This window comes from Nitrosospira sp. NRS527, assembly GCF_018406445.1.
GTDB lineage: Bacteria > Pseudomonadota > Gammaproteobacteria > Burkholderiales > Nitrosomonadaceae > Nitrosospira > Nitrosospira briensis.
Window position 1 is genome coordinate 389,636 of record NZ_AP024515.1, and the last position, 20,972, is coordinate 410,607.

The window sequence follows — 20,972 nt, forward strand, 5'->3', positions numbered from 1 at the left end:
ATAGCCCTGTTCAGTGCGCAACTCTTCCCCAAACATTACAGATTCGTAATGACTTCGCCATCTTTACGTCAGGATTCCTTTACTATAATTTTCACGATGACTTTTGAAACAGGTACCGGAAAACATGTATACGCTTCGAAAATCGGAATGGTAATGGAAGGAGTCGATATGATGACACTGTCTATCAAGGCACTGCTGGGTGCCTCTGTGGTAATAATTATCAGCTTGCTGGCGCATATGAAGAATTACTATCTTGCCGGACTGGTGCCGTTATTTCCCACTTTTGCACTGATCGCTCATTACATCATCGGTAGCGAACGCACTCATGACGAACTCAAAAATACTATTTTGTTCAGTCTGTGCGGCATGATCCCGCTTCTTGTCTACCTGGTGGCTATCTATATGCTGGTCGACCTTATGCCCCTGAAATGGGCACTTGTCTGCGCCTCTGCATTGTGGTGTCTGTCTGCCGCCTTGTTGCTGGTTTTGTGGATGAAATTTGAAACAAGCATCGTTTGATGAGCTGACCCGGTTTTGCGCCGCTCAGATGAACAATCACGTTCGCCGTGCACTAACTCTGGGCTTGCTACAAAAAAACTGAGCTTGTCAGCAGGTCCGTGGCATTACGAAATAAAATGAGTGCTTCCACCGAACCGATGAGAGAATATCCGATGTCTATAGCCCCTCCCGCTAACACTTCCGATGTCGCTCTATCTCCTTCGTTTCACGCTGTTAATGATTCGTTAAAAAGATTTTCACTCACGTGTTTTCATGATCCAGTAAGAGTTGAAGAATATGTTGATTTATTCTCTCTACGAGCGTTGTGTAAGGCATTGGAAGCAGATCGAGCGGCAAGCAAAAACTCCGTGCTCGAAAAATCCGTCTCGGCGTTTGAGGAAAAACCGTTTGAACCCGAATACGATGATTTGTGTCGTCTTCATTGGATCGCTTTAAGTCGTAAGGTCATCAACGCTCTCGAGTTTGGCAGTGGCTACAGCACAGTAATCCTCACCGACGCGATGCGCATACTTGACGGACACTTTGGTGAGTGGGCAAGAAAATCCATTCGTAGCGACAATCCATTTCACGTGTATGCGGTTGAAGAGGAGCAGCATTTTTTAGAAATCACCAGATCAAGACTTGGATCAAGGCTTCAAGCATTCGCCACCATTTCTCATAGCTCTGTTGATGTTTTGATTCACGACAATAGAATCGCAAGCGTTTATTCAAAACTACCCAACATATCCCCTGACTTTATCTATCTCGACGGTCCCTCGCAATTTGCCACTACACAAGAGATAAACGGTTTCTCGTTCAACAGCAAAGCAAGAATGCCGATGTCGGCGGATATTTTGAGAGTTGAGTTTTTTCTTGAACCGGGCACGCTTATTCTGGTGGATGGTAGAACCGCCAATGCCCGTTTTTTGAAATCCTATCTGCGTCGAAACTGGATCCATCTGCACGACACCATTGGGGATATTCATTATTTTGAATTACAGGAAGAACCGCTCGGGCCCTTCAATAAGTTGAAGCTCGAGTTTTGCTTGAATGGAAACTGGCTTATTGCCTAACTCAGCTCCACCGTAGCCTGAACGGCTGATTGGGCGCATGTCTGTGTCGCTGTGGCGCAGGCATGTTTAGTTGTCCCATGGCTCCTCCCTTCGGAACATCGCTTGACAACCCCTTACCCCAAGCGCATCATTTCGGCCGAAACGGGCTATCGAGCCTACTGAATTGAAGCAGTGCAGACTGTAGTCGATGTTAATTTATTCACTCATTCCCGCGCGGGGAGGATCAAAGGCCGTACCCCATAAAAATATCCGGCTTTTGCGGGGGAAACCCCTTATCGCCCATTCGATTGAGATTTCCCTCAAATGTCCTTCCATCCAGCGAACTTTTGTCAGCACGGACTCGGAGGAAATTGCCAAGGTCGCGAGAAATGCCGGTGCCGAGGTACCTTTCTTAAGGCCTGGTGAACTCGCGCAGGACGACACGCGGGATTTGCCCGTATTTCATCATTTTTTGGGATGGTTGGAGCAAAATCGAGTTCCACTTCCCGATGCTATCTTTCAATTCCGTCCAACTTCTCCCTCGCGTAGTGTTTCGAAAATAGAAGAGGCTGCTGAGCTCCTGAAAAAAAATCCGGAAGCCGATTCGGTTCGAGGAATCATCGAGCCGGGGCAAAATCCCTATAAAATGTGGACCATCGGAGCGGATGGATTTATGCAAGCGCTATTGAGCATTCCCGGCATTCCCGAGCCCTTCAACGAGCCGAGGCAAAGTTTGCCCAAGGTGTATTGGCAAATTGGTTATCTGGATTTGATTCGCACCCGGACCATTCTGGAAAAACATTCCCTCACAGGCACACACGTCTTACCGCTTAAGATCGACAGCAACGACTCTATCGATATCGACGATGAATTCTCGTTTCAACTGGCCGAATTTCTGATGGAAAGACGAGGAAGCACCATTTGAAAGCTTTGGTGGTTGGCCTTGGATCCATTGGAGTCAGGCACCTCAACAATTTACATACGCTCGGAATTCGCGAACTCGGCGTGGTGCGAAGCCGGAATCTTCCGCCTCCCATGGAGATCATCCCTGAAGGTATTACTGTCTTTCAAGATCTCGACCTCGCACTCAGCCACAAATTCGACCTCGTGGTGGTGGCCAACCCTACCTCCCTTCATCTGGAAACGCTCATCAAAGCCCTTAAGGCAGGGTCCCACGTTTATGTTGAAAAACCCATTGCCCATGAAAAATGGCGGCTGCCCGAACTGGCTCGCTACCTCACTCTGAATGGGCCTAAAGTTTTGGTGGGGTGTCAACTCCGGATGCACCCGGGACTGCAGAAAATCGAAGAATGGATCAAACAGGATAAACTCGGAAAGATCTATTCGGTGCAAGTGGATCTTGGAGAATACCTGCCCGACTGGCACCCTTGGGAAGATTACCGGCAGAGTTATGCAGCGCGCGCGGATCAGGGTGGAGGTGTTGTTCTGACGCTTATCCATGAGCTGGACTATTTGCATTGGCTTTTCGGAAAACCCAAGGAGGTCTTTGCTATCGGAGGGCATCGAACATCTCTTGAAATCACAGCGGAAGATACCGCGCTCATCACGTTCGAAACCGAGCGAAACATTTGTGTTCAGCTCCGGATGGATTATTGGCGAAAGCCGCCTGTCCGCCATATGAATATCGTGGCTGAAAAGGCCATCGTAGACTGGGACTATCCCGCTCGCCGCACTACCCTGAAACAAAATGGGCAAATCCTGGATGAAGTGGAATTACCTTCAACCTGGGACCGGAATACGTTATTTCTATCGATGATGGGAGAATTCATTGAGACGCTTTCCCGAGGATCGACTCCCCGAGTCACTTTACAGGACGGCATCGATGTCCTGAACACCGCTCTGGCAGTCAAAAAATCCCTTCAAACTCATCAGAAGGTTGCTCTATGAATCAACCGTACAAAGATACGCCCTTCGATCTTACCGACCGCGTGGTGCTCATCAGTGGAGCCACCGGTCTGCTCGGAAAAGAATTCGCTCTGGCTGCCGCTTCGGCTGGCGCCCATTTAGTACTGGGAGATTTAAAGAGAGATGATCTCGAATCTCTAAAAAGTGAAATTACTTCCGTTTATCCCAATACGAAAACATGGATCCAGGTCCTGGACGTGACCGACACCGATTCTTGCCGGTCCATTGTCCAGTTATGCGAAATTCAGTTCAATCGAATCGATGCTGTTATCCATAGCGCCGCCATTGATCCGAAATTTGAACGGGGTTCCGACACCACCTCTTTTTCCAAATTCACTAAATTTCCAAAAGAACTCTGGCAATCCTCTCTGGATGTCAATTTGACGGGTGCTTTTTTATTCACCCAGGCCGCATGCGAAGTAATGGAAAAATCAGGAAAGGGTTCTATCATTTTTCTGGGATCCAACTACGGACTTGTGGGGCCGGATCAACGTATTTATAAAAAAACAGGTCAGGAGAACCAGACATACAAGCCCGCCGTTTATTCCGTTTGCAAAGCGGGTTTGTTGGGATTGACGAAGTTTTTAGCGGCTTATTATATGAATACCGCCATACGGGTAAACCTTCTCACGCCCAGTGGCGTCTGGAATCAACATGATGATGAGTTTATTAAAAACTATTCATCCCGGACTATCCTTGGCCGCATGTCAGAAAAAAACGAATACCGCGGAGCCGCTATTTTTCTGGCTTCGGATGCTTCGAGCTATATGACCGGAGCAAACCTTGTCATGGATGGGGGCTGGACTGCATTATGAATACCTCAAGACGTGATCCTTACCGAGGTGAGCTACACTGCAAAAGGTAATTTCTGGTTAAAGCCGAGTTTTGGGTATTACAATTTCGGATTTCCAAGTTGTGGGCGCTAGCAGCCTGTTTCATATTTCACTGCTTTTTCGGCCAATAGAATAACTGTTGACCTTCAAAATCCGCAGAATCTATCCTCACCCAGTCACTTTTTCGCTGCAATTCTTCAAATCCGACAGGCAGCCAGGATTTCCGTTCATATCTGCCTTTTTCATTCCAACATATTACATCGGTCGGCGAAAGCCTTGAAAAGTATGGGATCGCTTGAAATAGCGGCGATTTCATGGTTGAGCCAGAATGATGGTTTTGTCCAATTGAAACTACCAAAAAAGGACCATACCTTCTCATGCTCTTCTACCAGCACGAACTTGAGGTGCATCGGAAGATGCTCGGGATTTCTGATTCGCTTGAACTGGATCCTGGCGGCCGAGAGCCGTTGTTCCACCTTCGCAGTGACGCGCCTGAAGGTTGAATCTGCAAATATCTCCAGTGCCGCCCCTCGATTGGCGAGCTCAATCATGACATCGGCGGCGCTCTCTGTTCTGATGTGCGATGCAACTATGCGGACACGCGCAGTGCCGCCAACCTGGCTCAAGAACTCCACCACCGGGTGCGTGCGCATCCGGGGCCAGAAGTAGATAGTTGTGTCAACGCTGCTGATCACCAGATTTGCATTGGCAGAGAACCGGTAAAGTAACCCTGGCGGTACCCGATTCAGCTGTCGAGCGTGTTTTATTAATCCCTCAACAAGATGTGGGTCGACGAGTCCGACAAGCACATTATGCCCCCGGTCCTGGTCACCTATTTCCCGGATGATCTCCGGCTTTTCCTCCGGCACGTTTCCTGATGGATTGAAAGAGCCGATAAACGCTATGGGCTTCGGGTGCGAAAAGCAGTAGAGTTTTTCGTGTAATTGCGGCTTCCAAGATTTTCCTGGCGGTGCGGGTACACCGGGGAGAGTAACAACGCGAAGTCCTTCGGCCAGTCCATCAGGTGCGGAAAGCCTTGCTATTACAGCATCATTGGCATCGGGAACCCGCGGTTTGCCTGCTAGCGTCACGGTAACCTTGACGCCGCGTTTATAAGCTTGAATGATCGCTTCCGCGAGCCGCAGGTCACGAAAATAATAGGTAACCCAGTCGATGGATCCGCCGGACGGAACCGCGGCAATATGCTCCTCCAATATATCGCGCAGGTAACCTGGAGGCTGGTCGGGGCCGCCAAAATATATCTCGAAAGAAGGCCTTTTCTCCACAGCTAATCCCGAGAAAATCTGGTTATCGCTGTCGAGGCGAAATAATTGAATGGCTCTGCCAATTTATTGATCCGCATGGCTTGATGAATTATCTGGGTTTAATGCTAAAGACACGATTGAGCATTTGCTCCGGGTCTTCCCTTCACTTGCGCTTCAAGCAAAACCACATAGCGGGATAATACATCCGGCCCACCGACGTGAAGCATCTCATTGATGAATCGCAGCCGATGTTCCTCCACATAGAAGGAATCGCAACCGCTGGTAAGAAACTCGTCAATTCTTTTATACACATCATCCCGGCATTTCAGTTCCGTCTCGGGTATAAAACAGGCTAGCGCAGAACGTCCGGCATGCAGGTAATCGGCGGCCAGCACCGGTTTTTTCGCCTTGACTGCTTCAAAAACTACCGAAGTGGCAAGGTCGATAATAACATCCGCCCAATTCATCAAATGTATGGAATGGGTATCATCGCTTGCCACGCTTACATTCGGCAGGCGATGCAGGGACGAATCTTTGGTCAGGGGTTGTCGCCGGCCGCCGCGCGTATGTGGCTTGATCACTAATTCTACTGCGGGAAAAGCGGCGATCATCCCGATCACCTCGCTGACTTCTTCCCAGAACGTCGTAAAATTGCTCTTCCTCAAGAACATCACGACTTTAAGCCGGTTACCGGAGCGGGCTGTCAGCAAAGATGGAGAGATTTTTGTCAATTTCTCCAACCATTCGTCACAGTAGCGTGGAGAACCCAGCACAGCAATCGCCTGGTCATCCAGGAACGGACGGAAGCGCTTTGCGCACAATTCATTGGGTACCACAAGCTTATCGAATATCCTCGCCGCAGAAAACAGGCTATCCGGCTCGAGTCTCCACTCATGGTGTCGTATCAGTTGACTGGCATGAGGACTATCTCCATGCGGCAGCGATGCTGTACCAAAACCCATGGTTCGTGCCGTAGACACAACCGTCTCGACCCACTCCACGGAAATAGGCGAATCTCTGGTGATCCAGTCAAATACGATCACACCCTCATCAATACCATTGAAACTCCGCTGCAATAAGCGGTTAGTGGTGCTCCGCCAGATCGGTTCGCGCCGTTTGGCACCGTACATCCGGGCCAATGCACCGATAAGAGGGCCTATAAACAGGCGCCTCAAACTGCTGACCAGGAGGAGCATCTGCATCTGCCATCTCAAGAATTCGAGAGGTGGCAACAGATTACGGATATGGGCAATTCGCACACCATCGAGCTTGCTCAGAAATTCAATACGGTAATCACTGAGAAATTTTGGACTGCCGACCAGGACGATATCGCAGATATGGCCCGCCTCGATCCATTTCGAGATGACCGGAGTGATATGATCTATGTCATTGTAATGGCGTAGAAAAAAAAGCGCTTTCATATGAGCCGTCGCACAATGTTTGCGTCAGACAGAATTATTTTCGCCTGACAGTTAAAAAACGGATCAAATGGGTTCATTGCCGGCAAATTTGAGAATGTAAGGACTATATTTCATTTGAGATGATTATCACGAAGCACATGGATTATTACAGCGACGCAAGGTATTCCTGGAGGAGTACGCCCCAATTTCATCCCATCGCAATATATGCATAATTTGAGCCTATAATAAAATTGATTCTTCGCGGTGGCTCAAGCCTGCTCAAGGGTCAGCCGAGCGTACAAAATAGCGCTTCATATCTAAGTGCACCTGCAACAGAGCCCTTGGCGGGGGTGGAATTCTGAGCCGGCTGACCAGCATATATCAACTTATTTGATGTGTTCGGGAAGATCATAGGGTACGAAATTTAGCTTGGGAGATTATAGGTCGAGTGTCCCATGTATGAGCAATCAATCATGCTTCCAGCCTGATGAAAGACGCTCGGGTGTGGCACAACACGCTGGTAAAGTTTGTGCTGTTCTTTTTTGGCATAGCGCTGTGGAGCAAATGGCTGAGCTTGAATGTAGGTATTCTCGTAACCTTGCTCTGGATACTGGATAACGGCTTTCGCAGGCTCGGACAGGTAATCAAAGAACCTCTCGTATTGGCAATACTCATCTTCTGTGCTGTGTTGGCGCTGGGAATTCTCTGGGGCGACTTTCCTGAATCCGGACGTTTGAAATGGAGAAGATATTTCGGATTTCTGGTCTTCGTGCCGTTTTTATCGCTTTTGAATAAGGATCGTCTGCCTTGGGCAATCAATGGTCTGCTTGCGGGTTATTTTAGTGTTTTACTTATCGGAATTTACCAACGGACCATTGTCGGGGCGCAAGGCATTCCACCCCTTGATATAAGCTATCTGACCTTCTCATCGATGCTTGGGATAGGGGTTATACTATCGCTATATCTTGCCAGCGTGAGCACCGGTAAAAAAATAAAGTCAGAATTATGGCTTCTGGCGACATTTCTATTTTTTATGCAGTTAAACCAGAATGGGCGGGGACCTCTTCTGGCCACCTTGCTTGCATCTGTATTTTTAATTTATCTGCGCTATAAAACAGAAAAAAAAGCCCTTCTGAGTATTGTCGCATCGGTGACCATTATGGTTGTGTTTTTCGCATACACTGATGGCAACCTGCATGAAAGGCTGGTTCAGGCCCAGTCCGATATCGAGTTGTCCAAGCGAGGAAAATACGATAACAGCTTGGGTTATCGCCTCGCCGTCTGGGATGTCGGACTGCATGGCATCGCTCAAAAGCCCTTGTTTGGCCATGGCACAGGCGTACCCGAGAGCTATTTCGAAAAAATGGTGGTCACATACAAAGATGGTCGGTACAAGGATTTGCCAAAATTCCTTGAAACCTCTCATTATCACAACGACTGGATTGAAATTGGAATGCATATCGGCGCACTTGGTATTTTGGCGTTCTCATTTCTTCTATGGAGTTGGTATCAAACCCTGAAAACATATCAGCTTCCCATCTTGGGAGCAGCTTTGGTATGCTTTATTTTTATATCGGGGTTGACGGATACTTTTGCTCTTTTTAGCAAAATTCCCACTTTGCTTCTGGTCATCACTGCTGTTGCAATTGGCCTGCAGAAAGAAAATCGTAATAAGGTAATGAAGCAATAGATTTTCTTTACTGAGGATCAAGGATTTTTACCCAAATACCCCCGCGCAATGCGGTAATGCACCTGCCGCAGCAGTTTGCCTTCGCGCATGACCACTCGCTCCTGTATCGGACCGGGTTGTAAGAGCATCCGGTCAATATCATGTATTTTCGTGGTATGCTCGAGATCGCGGCGCCATATGCCCACCATGATGATTGGCCTGGTGGTGGGTGATTCCGATGGATACCAGAAATCATACATGGCACCGCTATCACCAAACATATTGCGCGAGCGTATCTCCATAGGCTCGTCGCCGCGATTGTAAAAAGACAAGGGCGCAGCCACCGACCATTTGCTCATGCCCACTACAATGGGCTTTTGCCCAGTCTGTTGTCGAACCTCCGCTACAATCTGCTCGACCTCACTTGTGGCCTCGCGCCAGAAATAACGTTCGGACAAAAACTTGTAGGGAATTCCAGGGATGCCGAGCACCACATAGTGCAGTACGAGTCCATAGAGAAGCAGGCAGATCATGATGGTCGGCTTCCAGGCGGCTTTCACACGGCGTGCGGTGGCGCTGAGATCATCCGCTTGGCCCATCATCCACGCCATCGTTGGCAGCATCGCGAGCCATAACGGACCGGCCCAGTGGAACCGTTGTGAATCGAAAATACTGAGAATCAAGAACACTGACAGTGGTACGCCGGTGAACACCCCTACGAACAGGCGGCGCCTGCGTGCACACGTGCTGGAATCACGTTCGGTCCTCGGCCATAAGGCCACGGCTGCGGCGAGCAAGCCCACCGGCGTCAGCAGGACCATGAGATGCAGAAATAATTCGTGCACCGAGAATTTATTATCACCTACCCCCTGGACCCGGCTTGACTGAAAGGTAATCGACGCCCAGTCGTGCTGGAAATTCCAGATGATCACCGGCGAAAACAGCAGTAGCGCAAGCGCGGCGGCCAGATAGGCATGCGGACGGCGCAACCAGCGGCGCGAAGCGGGGTCCAGGATCACAAACAGCAGCGCCGCCGGACCCAGCAGGCCCAGCGTGTATTTCGACAGGATACCCAGGCCGAACGCAATACCCATGCCCAGCCAGGCTGAACGCTCATCGGCTATCAATGCGCGTTCCATATAGTAGAGCGTGGCAGCCCAGGCGGCCACCAGCGGTGCATCCGCTGTCGCCACCATGCCAGTGGCAAAGTAAAACGGCAATACCGCCAGCAGCATCACCGCGCGCATAGCGGTCGACTTATCGTACAGATTGCGTGCCAGCGCATACAAATAAGCCATCGTTATCAGGCCACAGCAGAACGAGCCGATCCGGACCCCGAACTCGCTGTTGCCGAAGATCGCGGTACCAAGCCAGATCAGCCATGCCACCATGGGCGGATGATCATAAAAGCTCAGGTCCATGTGCTCGGCATAGGTCCAGTAGTAAGCCTCGTCGGGAATCAGTTCGGCTGTGCCCAGATAGATCAGGCGCAACAGGACGGCAAAGGCAACGATTCCGATCGACGCGACCCGCCAGCGCACTTCCGGCGAGGGTGGATTCACGCTGACGGGAAATACGTAGAATGCGGTGCCGAAGTAGTTGATGACGGCCGTTGCGGCGATGGCCGGGAAGATGGCCAGAAACGGGGACAGGTGCCAGCCATCGATCAGCAAGGCCAGTACGCCGCCGCGCATCAGTAACGCAAACATGCCTATGGTGAGGGCGCGGCCCAACCGATTCCACCGCAGGTCGCCTGCATGATCGCGGAATGACCTTCCAGAATGGAGCGAGTAATTCACCGCCGCGGCGGTGAAGAAGCTCGTGATGTGCGCCAGGGCGAGTCCGGAACCACGACTCATGAGGAATTGAAACAGCAGCGCGTCTATGGCGACGCTCAACAATCCGACTGCGGCAAAGCGGCTGGCGGCACCGGCCGGGACGGTGCCGCCGGCCAGGGTCATGAGGCGTTGCAGGTAGGCCCACTGCGGGCGGGCTGATAATCTGGAGGTGCCGTGGGTGCGATGGGTGCCATGATGAAAGCGGATGGGCACTTCCACGACCCTGAGTTTGCCTTGGCCGGCCATGAGCAGTTCGAGCAGGAGTTCATGGCCGTGTGCGGGTTCGGCAATGGTGGCGGCCAGTTCCCGCCGGAAGGCGAAATATCCCGAGGTGGCGTCGTTTACGTCGCAGAGGGGGCGGGCAAGCCAGTTGGCGAGGCGCGAGAGCCATCGGCGCGGCAGGGGTTCTCCTTCGGTGCTGCCGCCCGCTACGTAGCGGCTGCCGATGGCGATGTCGCAGCTTCCGTCCAGTATGGGGGCAATCAGGGCGGGCAATCGTTCCGGTGGGTGGCTCAGGCCTGCATCCATCACGACGATGATATTCCCGCGCGCCGCTGTCGCGCCGGCCAGGATGGACCGGGTGAGACCGGGTTTTTCCCGGCGTTCGATCAGCCGTACATTCGCCCGTTTTTCCCAGGCACGTACTTTGGCGGGCGTGCCGTCGCTCGAGTTGTCGTCAACGACAATGATCTCGAAGTCCTCCGCCGGCAGGTCAAGCTCGTTCAGGCCCGTCAGCAAGGGGTCGATGTTGTCGGCCTCGTTGAGTGTGGGAATCACTATGGAAACTTGCGCCAAGGTTACCTCTAAAAATTGATTAGCAGATTTGTCTTATCCACAATCCGATATCGTTGACATTCGATGAAGATATGACGAGCGTCAATCGGGGCATTTATTGCACTGCATCCTTTGAGGTCGAACCAGACACGGCTTTCTCTCAACGTGTGAGCCTGCGGATTTTACTCCTGGCTCATCAGTCCAATTGAGGATTTTCACACGGTCAGGGCGATGCGAATTCATGACGGGTAAGCTTTGGAATCACTCTACTTTTTTTCCTGAGTGACGTCCGTTTCGCAGCACTTTTTTGAAATTAAAAGTCTCAGGAGTGGGCACAAGATGAAGGGGATAGTGACAGGATGAGAAAGGCGATGCGAAGGGTCGACTATTTGGCAAGCACTTGGCGAATCCAGGAAAACAGACGGTATGTCCATTAAATCCAAGGCTCGTTCCATTTTGCGCGAATCAGGGCGCGTTACGTCAACAGACTTGGTATGCGATCATCGTAAAGACTACCAAGATGCGACTTGTCATGCGCTGCTATGGCACTGCCATCCGATTTCGCCATTCCGGCTGGTGCTTCGATTGCCTTAAGTGCTATTCCACTTTCCTTGATATAAATTATTTTACAAGGCCGGCCTGGCGATCAGCATAGTAATGTCGGACGGGATTCAGCTTATCGTCAAGTTCGTATACCAGCGGTCGCCCTGTGGCGATGGATAGCCTTATTAGCTGGACGATGGACAAATCGTCCAGTTGCATCACTAGTGCACGCAAAATATGTTTGTGAGCTACGATGAGAACCCGCTTTCCCTGTCGAATTTCCGGCAGAATTACCTCTTCCCAGTAGGGTAGCACCCGCAAAAGGGCTTGCTGCATGCTCTCAGCAAGGGGCAATTCCTGCCTGTCGATATTCGAGTAGCGCTGTTGATTTCCCGGGAACCGCGCATCACAGGGGTCGAGCGGCGGCGGCCGTGCATCAAACCGCAGCTGGGAGCCGAGGATGGGCCAGACGCCAAATTTCCTGATTGCCTTCAGAGGGTCGATCCCTTCCAGCGCGCCATAGTGTCGTTCGTTTAAACGCCAGCTCCGCCGTACGGCCGATTCATTGACCTCCATCGCTCTTAATACGATACGCAGCGTCTCCGTAGCCCGCTGGAGTTCCGAGGTAAAACATATATCGAACTTATATCCCGCCTCCCTGAGCAGACGGCCAGCTTGCTCGGCCTCCTGTTCACCTCGTGGTGTCAGGGCAACATCATTCCAGCCGGTAAAACAGCCATCCCGGTTCGAGATACTTTCCCCGTGCCGCAACAGAACGAGTTGTGTCATACGCCGGTTTACCTGTCCAAGCCAGATAAGTGGTAGTTGACGCCAGGACCTGGAGTTGCAAAAGGACGCATGCTCTCTATTTTTCGTTCGTAGACGTCGAATCTGAAGTGGTTGCTGAGTATATACAATCTTAGTATGGACAGCCAAGGGTAAAATGCTGTCAAAAGGCTAATGGGCCCAAAATAAAACATTGATAAAAAACCGAACCGTAGAGACACAGATTGGGGTGTTCTACCGGATCGCCAGCAGGCGGGATTTCTGATAATAAATACCACTGATTGGTTTTAGGAATGCATGAATGGATCATGGTTTAGTCAGGATAGGCCCCGGCATCAAGAAGTATCCTTGCTGGAGCGATGCTCAAAGAATGCGGTGTGTGATAGGTTATCCAGTATGGCTGAGATCTCTTGGACAAAGAGACAAAGCGATGAAAACGGAGGCCGCATATTATTTTTTGCCCCAGCAGGAAACGGTATGATCGATAATGAGACGGTTGGTTTCGGCATCGATCTCATAGGTCCGGTTGAAATCTGGAGCCCCTGGCCAACCGGAGTCGATAAATTCCATGGCATTGAAATACTTTGTTTTCGCATAACGAGGGATGACATGGAAGTGCACATCCGGATCGACCATCATTAACATCAGGTAATTTAACCGGTCGTAATTGAAGGCCTTGGCCAAAGCAGACTCTAGTTGTGCTATTACTTTATGAAGCTCGGTAAAGCTTTCCTGGCTAAGTGCCGAGAATGAGCGAGCTGGCTCATGAGCGGCTAGAATCAGGGAACCAAGCGTTAGTTGGGCTGGACGCAACATGACGCTCCAGTATTGATATTGATGAATTATTGTTTGTGGTGCACCAAACTTCCGCATGGTTGCGTTAAAGACCGGCATATCCGACGGCGGGGTATTGATAATCGAAGAATCCATAAGATTTGATAATTGATGGGTTTCGTCCGGCTGAGTTTGAATCAATTGTTTAGCGGCACCGCCTGCAGGATATGATACGAAACATATCGGCACAATCAGCCGTCTTGTACAATGGTGCGGGGAAAGTCATATAGCGTTGCCGGCATACCGATGAGGCAGGGTTGAAATTGACCGCATATGCCGGATTTCGCGCTTTTCCGCATGACGAACAGTGGTGTGCGTACATCGGCTGAAAGATTTTTTTTTCGGGATAATTCTGCCGCTATAATCTTCATCTTTCAACGTGTTCTTCCTTCGGTGATTATCAGCAGTCTCCACATGCATTGATACTCTCTCGAAAGTGCACCCTATCACCATGCAGTATATACGGCTATTAGCATATATAGCTATTCGCCCCCGCCGGTGCAACGTTTAAGCTAAATAAAATTAAAATCCAAGAGAACATACTCAAGATGTCTTAGTCCAAACGGACTATTTGTCCCGCTATGGTAAAGGGTTATTTTATTATCTGGTATTGCTGATGCAGCGACGTATCACGCAAATAGCTGAAACCTTTAGAGAGAGCTTCTGAACAAAACTTATCTTTTTGCAGCATGTCATCGCCTCTTCACATTGTTGGTTGATTATCATACAAGAGAATTAAATAAGGGTCTTGGAGGGTATGTGATTTACTGTCCTTCTTGACAGGCTGCCGTGGATATGAGGACTCATGAAGATTATCAACAATTTCAGCATTGACAGGATTACCCGGGACTTGAGTGGCGCGATGTGGATTCTTGCGCGACTACCGGACGATAACTCGGCGGCGACGGCCATCCACCGGTGCTTCCAGCGCGAGGTCTGGCGTGAGATCAGCCCCCGCGAGCGTCTGGTAGCGTGTGTGGCTCTGCCGTTCGTCCCATTCGTGGTTGCTGCGCTGGTAATCGTGTTTACCACGCTCAACGGAAGCGCCATAAAGAAGCGGACAGGAAAGGGAATCACTCGGCAAATGTGGGAGCAGATCGGTCTTGCGGCCCGGTTTGCGATCCTGTCTCCCTGGTACTATATCTTCGAACTGCACGACGACGACAAGAGAAAGCATGCTGGTGAGTACCTGAATCGGCTTGAAACAAAAGCCGGGCTGTATCTTTTTTTGCGCGACTACAATGGTGGACTTTCCATCCCCACCGAGCGGAGCACAATATGTATAAAAGACAAAGCACGTTTCATGGCCCGCTGCCGCGAGTTTGGAATCAAGACCGCGCCCATCCTCCTGAGCGTGGAGAAAGGAGAGGTCACCGCAGTCGATTGGAACGGACCGGGGTTGCCCGAGATCGATCTCTTCGTGAAACCGCTGTATGGACAAGGGGGAAAAAACGCCACGCGCTGGGATTACCTGGGTTCGGGGAAGTTCCGGCGCAACGATGGCGAAGTTGCTACTGGGGATCAAGTACTTGAGGGTCTGCGGAAGGCCTCTTGGCAGAATATTTTTCTGGTGCAGCCGCGCCTCGTAAATCACCATGAGATTGCCGACCTCGCCAATGGTACGCTGGCGACTGTTCGTGTGATGAGCTGTCGTAACGAGCAAGGCGGATTCGAAGTCACCAACGCGGTTTTTCGCATGGCGCGAAATAGTGCCGTCATTGTCGACAATTTCCACGCCGGAGGAATCGCTGCCAACGTGGATATCCACACCGGTGAACTAGGAAGAGGAGCTTGCGGGGCATGGGGAGCAACTGCGGATGGCTGGTATGAGCGGCATTACGAAACGCACGCTCAGATACTGCAGCGCAAGCTTCCGTGCTGGCCTGAGCTGATAGAGCTGGTGCAATATGCCCACGCCAGCGCCTTTTCCGATCAGGTGGTGATTGGTTGGGACGTCGCCCTGCTCGATAATGGTCCGTGTTTGATCGAAGCCAACAAGGCACCAGATCTGGACATTATCCAGCGGATCGGTAATGGGCCCGTAGGTAACGAACGGCTTGGGAAACTCCTGGCGTTCAACTTGAGGCGGACTGTCGAAACCAAGTATGCCCGTTCAGAAGTATGTTGACATTCGCCTTGGGGTTTAGTGAGGACTATCGTATCGCCTTTCGGCGTCGAACGACGCGGAAAAGATTCACGCACGTGAGCTGACGTCTTTCGCAGACGCCAACGATCGTACCTGACTATTCACCCGTAATAAGTTCAGCTTGCACAGATGGGTTCCGCAAGGTTCCATCCCGCTCTGTTCCGCTGAAAAGCGCTTCAGCTCGTGCCAGATCCGCGGCGAAATCAATTTCACACCAGACGTGCCCGGATACGGAACAAGCCTTGACCACTTGTTTATCGGCCAGGCCGTCAATGATGTTCAGATACCAGAATTTAAGCGCAGCTTGATGCCGCAGCGCATTCTCGACCGCGCTGCGGAACAATTGCGGTCCACGATCCCGAAAAAAAATAAGACCGATGGACTCGGCGTCGGTTTGAGCCGCGGATAAAGTTTTGCTCACGTGCTTGACCCATCCTCTTTCATCCAGCTGGACTTTCATGTCGTCCGCATCATAAGCGGATTTGTAATCCACCCCGAGGGTAATGGGAGCGGGATCCGAGTTCAGCACCTGCGCCAGCACAGCCTCATCAAAAACAGTATCCCCATTCAGGAGCAGAAAATCGCCATCCATCACGGAACGCGCAATCCAGCAACTGGCCAGGTTATCGGCAACCTCAAAGAACGGATTAAAAATCGTACCGACCTGCGCGTGATTTGCGTAACGCCGTTGTAATTGAGCTTCAACCAGGCTGGACTGAAAACCCGTGACGACAGTGATTTCGTCTATGCCCGCTGCCAGCAAGGCATCGATCTGCCGCTCAATAATGGATTTGTCCGAGACCCGCAAAAGACATTTCGGCATGTTTTCAGTTAGCGGCAACAGCCGCCGTCCCTGGCCGGCGCCAAGAATAATCGTCTTAGGCTTTTTTTCTTTACTGCCCGTCATATTGGCTGATCTTGGGGATATTTCAAAAATATCATTAAGGTTGATGTTTCTGGACCATTATCGATTTGCTGATTAAACCGTTGGGTCAGATATCAGGTGAGCAACGGGCTCAGATCGGGCAATATGTCCACGTGCGCAGGGAAAGGGTTTTTATCCCCGGGACGCACGCGTCCCAGGAATGCGACATTGTTAAGCTGTGCGCTTTGATAGTCGATCAACGCGTCGCCTATCATCAGCACACGCTCAGGCAAGAGCGCGTGACTCGATAAAATATCCGCAATCAGCTTCTGTTTTGGCGTGGGGGAGCCGTACACAGCGGTGAAATAGGAGGCCAGGCCACGGCGAATGACTATTGTATTGAGCTCCGCTTCCGGTGTACCGGAAGCCACAAATAAAGGAATGCGTTTGGCTTCTTTACGGATCAACTCCGTTGCACCAGGCACTGCATCACTGGCAATCACAGCCTCGACGACCAATTCGGAAAAACGACGGTCCAACTCTTGCTCTTCATCCGGAGTCAACGGTGATTTCTCTAAAAGATGCTCCTGGAAATAACGAAATTTGTGATAGCGCGACATGCCTCCATGCAAGCTGTGATATTGCATCACCGCGGCCATGACTGTTTCCCCGTAGCCTCGATAGAGATCGCCAAAAGCTTGCGTCTTGATTTCACCGGATTCGACCACCACACCATCGAAATCGAAAATGATGGCTTGCCACGCCGCTGTGCTCATGCTTTGTTGTCGGATGCCAAAGGCGTCGCTTCGTCATCTTCACCGGAGTGGTGCATGGTTCTGTGGATATCCCGCAAACAATCCAGTAAACCCTGACCCAGATCGACATGTTCGTTGAGTACCAATTTACGGCCAATACGGGGTTGAAAAGCATAAGGAGTCACCTCGTAATGGTGCCCCGCACGCGCCTGGTCGAAATGTAATTCGATCTTCCAGGGCATGATTTCAGAAATCATGGTCATGACGTCCTTGATGCGTAACCGCTCCTGTCCGGTCAAGATCAAATGACGATTGGCAAACTCTGGCGCCAGCACCTGGATACTCATGCGCGCTGCATCCTCAACATGGATGTATTCGCGGATTGCCTCACTGCTACCATGGTACGTTATCGAATGACGGTCCACCGCTTCGTGTAGCATACGGTAGATTCCGTTACGTGCGTCAGCACGCCTGCCATACAACGATCCATAGCGTAAAATGCTATAGTCCAACCCATAGCGCTCATGATAAGTCTCAATGAAGCGTTCTGCCGCCTGCTTGCTGGCACGATAAAAAGAACCGGACTCGGAATAGACATAAATAGTGCTGGCAAAAACAAATCGGCGCGCTCCGGCAAGACGTGCCGCTTCCAGTGCGTGCATATTACCTAATACGTTAATCGTGGCGGTCGCCAGGGGTTTATCGTTGGCTTCATCGATATCCGCAATGGCAGCAAAATTATAAACAACATGAGCACCCTCAGCCGCTTTCGTCACTTCATCCAGGTTCATGATGTCACCGATGACCATTTCCTGATCGGGACGCTGATAAATCGATGGGCGACGATCAAACAAGCGCACACGATAGCCGGCGTTGGACAACGCATCGGCTACATGGCTTCCGAGGAAGCCGCTGGCACCATACACGATCGCAATTTCGTTAGGCATTTCCGTGGTGCCTGTCTTTCATCACATCCGCTTTAGTCAGTCCCTGAAGCAGATTCTCCGCGGCCTCCACCTCCATGCGCTGACGTGCTTCCCTGGCGTGCGAACCAATATGCGAGGTAAGAATTGCCGTTTCACATTCCAGCAGCGGGCCATGATACGGTTCCTGCTCGAAAACATCGAGTGCGGCAGCAGCTAGACGCCCGGAAATCAAAACCTCCGCAAGCTCGGCTTCATCGATAAGGCCACCGCGTGCTGTATTTATCACTACAGCACCTGGCTTCATGCACGCGAGCGCCGCCTTATCAAGCAAGTGGTGCGTGTCAGCGTCATAAGGCAAGTGCAGGCTGATGATATCCGCTTCTGCCAGCAGATCTTCCAATGATACCAATTGTACTCCTTGGGGCGCCTGCTTCACATATGAATCATACGCCACAATCTCGGCCTCAAATGCCTGACACAGCCGCGCTACACGCCGCCCGACACGTCCCAGGCCGATTATGCCTACTCGCTGGGCAGCGAGCAGGCGTCCCTGCGTCCGCGGCCATTTGCCCGCATGAAGCAATCGATCAGTCTGGGATATCTGCCTCAAGGCGTCCAGAATCAGGCCCAGGGTGAGCTCAGCAACTGCCTGAGCCGGTGCCTCCGGCGTATTAAGAACAGTAATACCATGACGTTTTGCTGCCACAAGATCGACACTGTCCACGCCGCTTCCGCAGCGAGACACTACTTTCAGGCTTCTGGCGGAGGCAAAGACGCGCTCTGTCAGGGGTTCGATGCCGGCAATCATCCCAATGGTATCCGAGCCCAGCAAAGCGATGGTTTCGTCTTCCGTAAGTTTGCGGCCATGGCTGTTTTTGGTGATATGCATGCCATCTTTCAGCAAATTCTGGAGAGGGGGATTGTTGTCCACATCAAACGATGAGGTGGAGATAACGAGTTTATTCATAAACTTTCTCTTATATTTTGCATATGACTGCGGCAAAGGGTGTCCAAGATACGAATATCCAGACCATAGCCAAGAAAACTGAAGCCGGTCTGGATGTAATGGCGCAACTGATCCAGATCCGGCTCGACGACATGGATGCCTCCCGATTTGCCTAGACGACGCCCGGCTTCATGTACCCGCTTTATTGCCGCCTGAACTTCGGGGTAATCCAGTTCACCTGGGCGCCCCATGGACCCGGATAGATCGTACGGGCCAATGATATAAGCATCAACGCCGGGAACCGAAAGTATGGAATCGATGGCATTGACAGCATCGATATGCTCAATCATGACGACTACAATTGCATTCTCCTCCAGCCAACGCCGATATTCCTGAAATCTTGCGCCATAACCTTGCGCGCGGGCCAGACCGACGCCCCGCTGACCCCGAGGCGGGTAATAGACGGCTTGTACCGCAGCTTCCGCATCGGCCGCGGTTTTGACCATAGGCACCATCACGCCGGTTGCACCGGCATCCATGACACGTTTGATCTGGTCAGGATGGTTTGAAGTCAACCGCACGATAGCGGGGCACCGCTGACCGTCGAGTACCTGGATCAGCATCTGAACGTCGCTTAGCTCAAGGACGCTGTGCTCCGTGTCCAGGACGAGCCAGTCGAAACCGGCCGCAGCCATGATCTCTGCGATTGCTGGATGCCCCAGGGTGATCCAAGAACCAATGGTCAGCGCATTACGGGCAAGTTTCGATTTTAATTGCATAGCTATACCTTGGAAGACTGCAAGAACGTGCCTGTGTCTGTGCGTATCTGATTCAATATGAGGCCAGCAGCGGGTCGGTTTCCATCAACCTGGCGACACGCTCCAGATCGGCCTGAGTATCCACTGCCTGCGTATTGAATTGGGTTGTCACCATCTTCACCCGATAACCGTGCTCCAGTAATCGCAGCATGTCTACGGACTCCAGTTGCTCCAATGGAGTTGGCGGTAACCGGGCGAAATCAAGCAATGTTTCACGCCGGAACGGGATAATGCATACCTGCTTATAGGCAAATGCATGCGGGAAATCCAACTGGGACGAGGCCGGTGTCGTCGGTATCGGCTGGCGCGACATGTAGAGGGCATCACCTTGCTGATTCATTACTACCTTGATCGTGTTGAAGTCATGAAAATCAGCTTTATTATCAATGGCTCGCACAAGATTAACGCAACCCAGCCGCGAATCCTGCCGGAATGGCTCTACCGCTGCATCGATCATTTCCGGGTGAGTCATCGGTTCGTCGCCTTGTACCATGACAATAAGTTCAGCATCAAGGCCGGCTACGGCCTCGGCAACCCGATCGCTTGCACGCTCATGGGTGTCAGCAGTCATTATCACGGTAGCGCCAAAATCCTCCGCCACTCGCCGGATCTCTTCGTCACAAGTAGCTATGTAAGTAGCATCAAGGGATCTGCTAAGGGCAACGCGCTTGTAGACATGTTCCAGCATTGCACGCCCTAACAATTTTGCAACCGGTTTTCCGGGGAAACGCGATGAACCCATACGTGCCGGTATTACAGCAATTGTTCTCATTGGCAAATTATGTTAATTGATGTCTATCAGGAGCTGCATTTCATTATTGGGCTGTCCGTTATTGACTCTATACGTTAGTATCGGGAACGGATCGGCCTGAGAATAGTTTTTGAAACTCGTTTTTATCGTGCCTGTCCGCCGTCCGGAAAATACTCCGCCGGAACTTGAACCCGGACCGGAATCAGCTTTCTATAGTAACAGAAGTCCGCGGGAGTAAAAATACCGGCTGTGCTAGTAAACGAATATCGCCCCGTGTACAATTATGCGCATTTTCGTCGCAAGAAACAGCAAGAAAAAAATGGGAATAATCAATGAAATGATGGATA

At 51.1% G+C, this 20,972-nt stretch carries 18 protein-coding genes; 7 read left to right on the forward strand and 11 right to left on the reverse strand.

The window, feature by feature from the left end; all coding sequences use genetic code 11:
• Positions 1-168: 168 nt before the first annotated feature.
• The 5 genes from KJS40_RS01750 (at position 169) to KJS40_RS01770 (ending at position 4,291) form a co-directional block, all read left to right on the forward strand.
• On the forward strand, positions 169-519 hold the full coding sequence (locus KJS40_RS01750; RefSeq protein ID WP_213538836.1) for a GlpM family protein: 351 nt from the start codon (positions 169-171) through the stop codon (positions 517-519).
• 116 nt (positions 520-635) lie between these two features.
• On the forward strand, positions 636-1,571 hold the full coding sequence (locus KJS40_RS01755; protein WP_213538837.1) for a hypothetical protein: 936 nt from the start codon (positions 636-638) through the stop codon (positions 1,569-1,571).
• A 187-nt stretch (positions 1,572-1,758) separates the two neighbouring features.
• Entirely contained in the window at positions 1,759-2,475 is a 717-nt protein-coding gene (locus KJS40_RS01760) for an acylneuraminate cytidylyltransferase family protein (RefSeq protein WP_213538838.1), read from the forward strand.
• A complete protein-coding gene (locus KJS40_RS01765) occupies positions 2,472-3,458 on the forward strand; it encodes a Gfo/Idh/MocA family oxidoreductase (protein ID WP_213538839.1) in 987 nt (328 codons plus the stop codon). The genes KJS40_RS01760 and KJS40_RS01765 overlap by 4 nt, the downstream gene beginning before the upstream one ends.
• A 44-nt stretch (positions 3,459-3,502) precedes the next feature.
• Positions 3,503-4,291 carry an SDR family oxidoreductase gene (locus tag KJS40_RS01770; protein WP_244859652.1) on the forward strand — a complete coding sequence of 263 codons (789 nt, stop codon included), beginning with the start codon at positions 3,503-3,505 and terminating at the stop codon, positions 4,289-4,291.
• Between the two features lie 260 nt (positions 4,292-4,551).
• Here KJS40_RS01770 and KJS40_RS01775 read toward each other — a convergent pair whose 3' ends face one another.
• Complete coding sequence (locus KJS40_RS01775; protein WP_244859653.1) at positions 4,552-5,595, reverse strand: phospholipase D-like domain-containing protein; 1,044 nt, start codon at positions 5,593-5,595, stop codon at positions 4,552-4,554.
• Positions 5,596-5,699: 104 nt separating this feature from the next.
• Complete coding sequence (locus KJS40_RS01780) at positions 5,700-6,995, reverse strand: hypothetical protein (RefSeq protein ID WP_213538841.1); 1,296 nt, start codon at positions 6,993-6,995, stop codon at positions 5,700-5,702.
• 466 nt (positions 6,996-7,461) lie between these two features.
• Here KJS40_RS01780 and KJS40_RS01785 point away from each other — a divergent pair, with 466 nt between their 5' ends.
• The gene (locus KJS40_RS01785) at positions 7,462-8,664 is read left to right on the forward strand and encodes an O-antigen ligase family protein (protein ID WP_213538842.1); all 1,203 of its coding nucleotides are present in this window, start codon (positions 7,462-7,464) and stop codon (positions 8,662-8,664) included.
• Between the two features lie 17 nt (positions 8,665-8,681).
• Here KJS40_RS01785 and KJS40_RS01790 read toward each other — a convergent pair whose 3' ends face one another.
• From KJS40_RS01790 to KJS40_RS01800, 3 genes are all read right to left on the reverse strand, one after another.
• Positions 8,682-11,276: a glycosyltransferase family 39 protein gene (locus tag KJS40_RS01790; RefSeq protein ID WP_213538843.1), complete on the reverse strand. Its 2,595-nt coding sequence runs from the start codon at positions 11,274-11,276 to the stop codon at positions 8,682-8,684.
• A gap of 600 nt (positions 11,277-11,876) precedes the next feature.
• Positions 11,877-12,587: a 2,3-bisphosphoglycerate-dependent phosphoglycerate mutase gene (locus KJS40_RS01795; RefSeq protein WP_213538844.1), complete on the reverse strand. Its 711-nt coding sequence runs from the start codon at positions 12,585-12,587 to the stop codon at positions 11,877-11,879.
• 447 nt (positions 12,588-13,034) lie between these two features.
• Positions 13,035-13,514: an HIT family protein gene (locus KJS40_RS01800; RefSeq protein WP_213538845.1), complete on the reverse strand. Its 480-nt coding sequence runs from the start codon at positions 13,512-13,514 to the stop codon at positions 13,035-13,037.
• A gap of 709 nt (positions 13,515-14,223) precedes the next feature.
• Here KJS40_RS01800 and KJS40_RS01805 point away from each other — a divergent pair.
• Positions 14,224-15,546: a sugar-transfer associated ATP-grasp domain-containing protein gene (locus KJS40_RS01805; RefSeq protein WP_213538846.1), complete on the forward strand. Its 1,323-nt coding sequence runs from the start codon at positions 14,224-14,226 to the stop codon at positions 15,544-15,546.
• Between the two features lie 115 nt (positions 15,547-15,661).
• Here KJS40_RS01805 and KJS40_RS01810 read toward each other — a convergent pair whose 3' ends face one another.
• The 6 genes from KJS40_RS01810 to KJS40_RS01835 all read right to left on the reverse strand — a co-directional run bounded on the left by KJS40_RS01810 (position 15,662) and on the right by KJS40_RS01835 (position 20,646).
• Positions 15,662-16,471 carry a phosphocholine cytidylyltransferase family protein gene (locus KJS40_RS01810; protein ID WP_213538847.1) on the reverse strand — a complete coding sequence of 270 codons (810 nt, stop codon included), beginning with the start codon at positions 16,469-16,471 and terminating at the stop codon, positions 15,662-15,664.
• Between the two features lie 92 nt (positions 16,472-16,563).
• The gene (locus tag KJS40_RS01815; RefSeq protein WP_213538848.1) at positions 16,564-17,205 is read right to left on the reverse strand and encodes an HAD family hydrolase; all 642 of its coding nucleotides are present in this window, start codon (positions 17,203-17,205) and stop codon (positions 16,564-16,566) included.
• Positions 17,202-18,131, reverse strand: a complete 930-nt coding sequence (locus tag KJS40_RS01820) for an NAD(P)-dependent oxidoreductase (RefSeq protein WP_213538849.1) — start codon at positions 18,129-18,131, stop codon at positions 17,202-17,204. The genes KJS40_RS01815 and KJS40_RS01820 overlap by 4 nt, the downstream gene beginning before the upstream one ends.
• A complete protein-coding gene (locus KJS40_RS01825; protein ID WP_213538850.1) occupies positions 18,124-19,077 on the reverse strand; it encodes a phosphoglycerate dehydrogenase in 954 nt (317 codons plus the stop codon). The genes KJS40_RS01820 and KJS40_RS01825 overlap by 8 nt, the downstream gene beginning before the upstream one ends.
• The gene (locus KJS40_RS01830) at positions 19,074-19,835 is read right to left on the reverse strand and encodes an aldolase/citrate lyase family protein (protein ID WP_025040549.1); all 762 of its coding nucleotides are present in this window, start codon (positions 19,833-19,835) and stop codon (positions 19,074-19,076) included. Before KJS40_RS01830 ends, KJS40_RS01825 begins: the two co-directional genes overlap by 4 nt.
• 52 nt (positions 19,836-19,887) lie before the next feature.
• Positions 19,888-20,646 (reverse strand): 3-deoxy-manno-octulosonate cytidylyltransferase, encoded by a 759-nt coding sequence (locus tag KJS40_RS01835; protein WP_213538851.1) that lies wholly within the window; start codon positions 20,644-20,646, stop codon positions 19,888-19,890.
• Between the last annotated feature and the right edge of the window lie 326 nt (positions 20,647-20,972).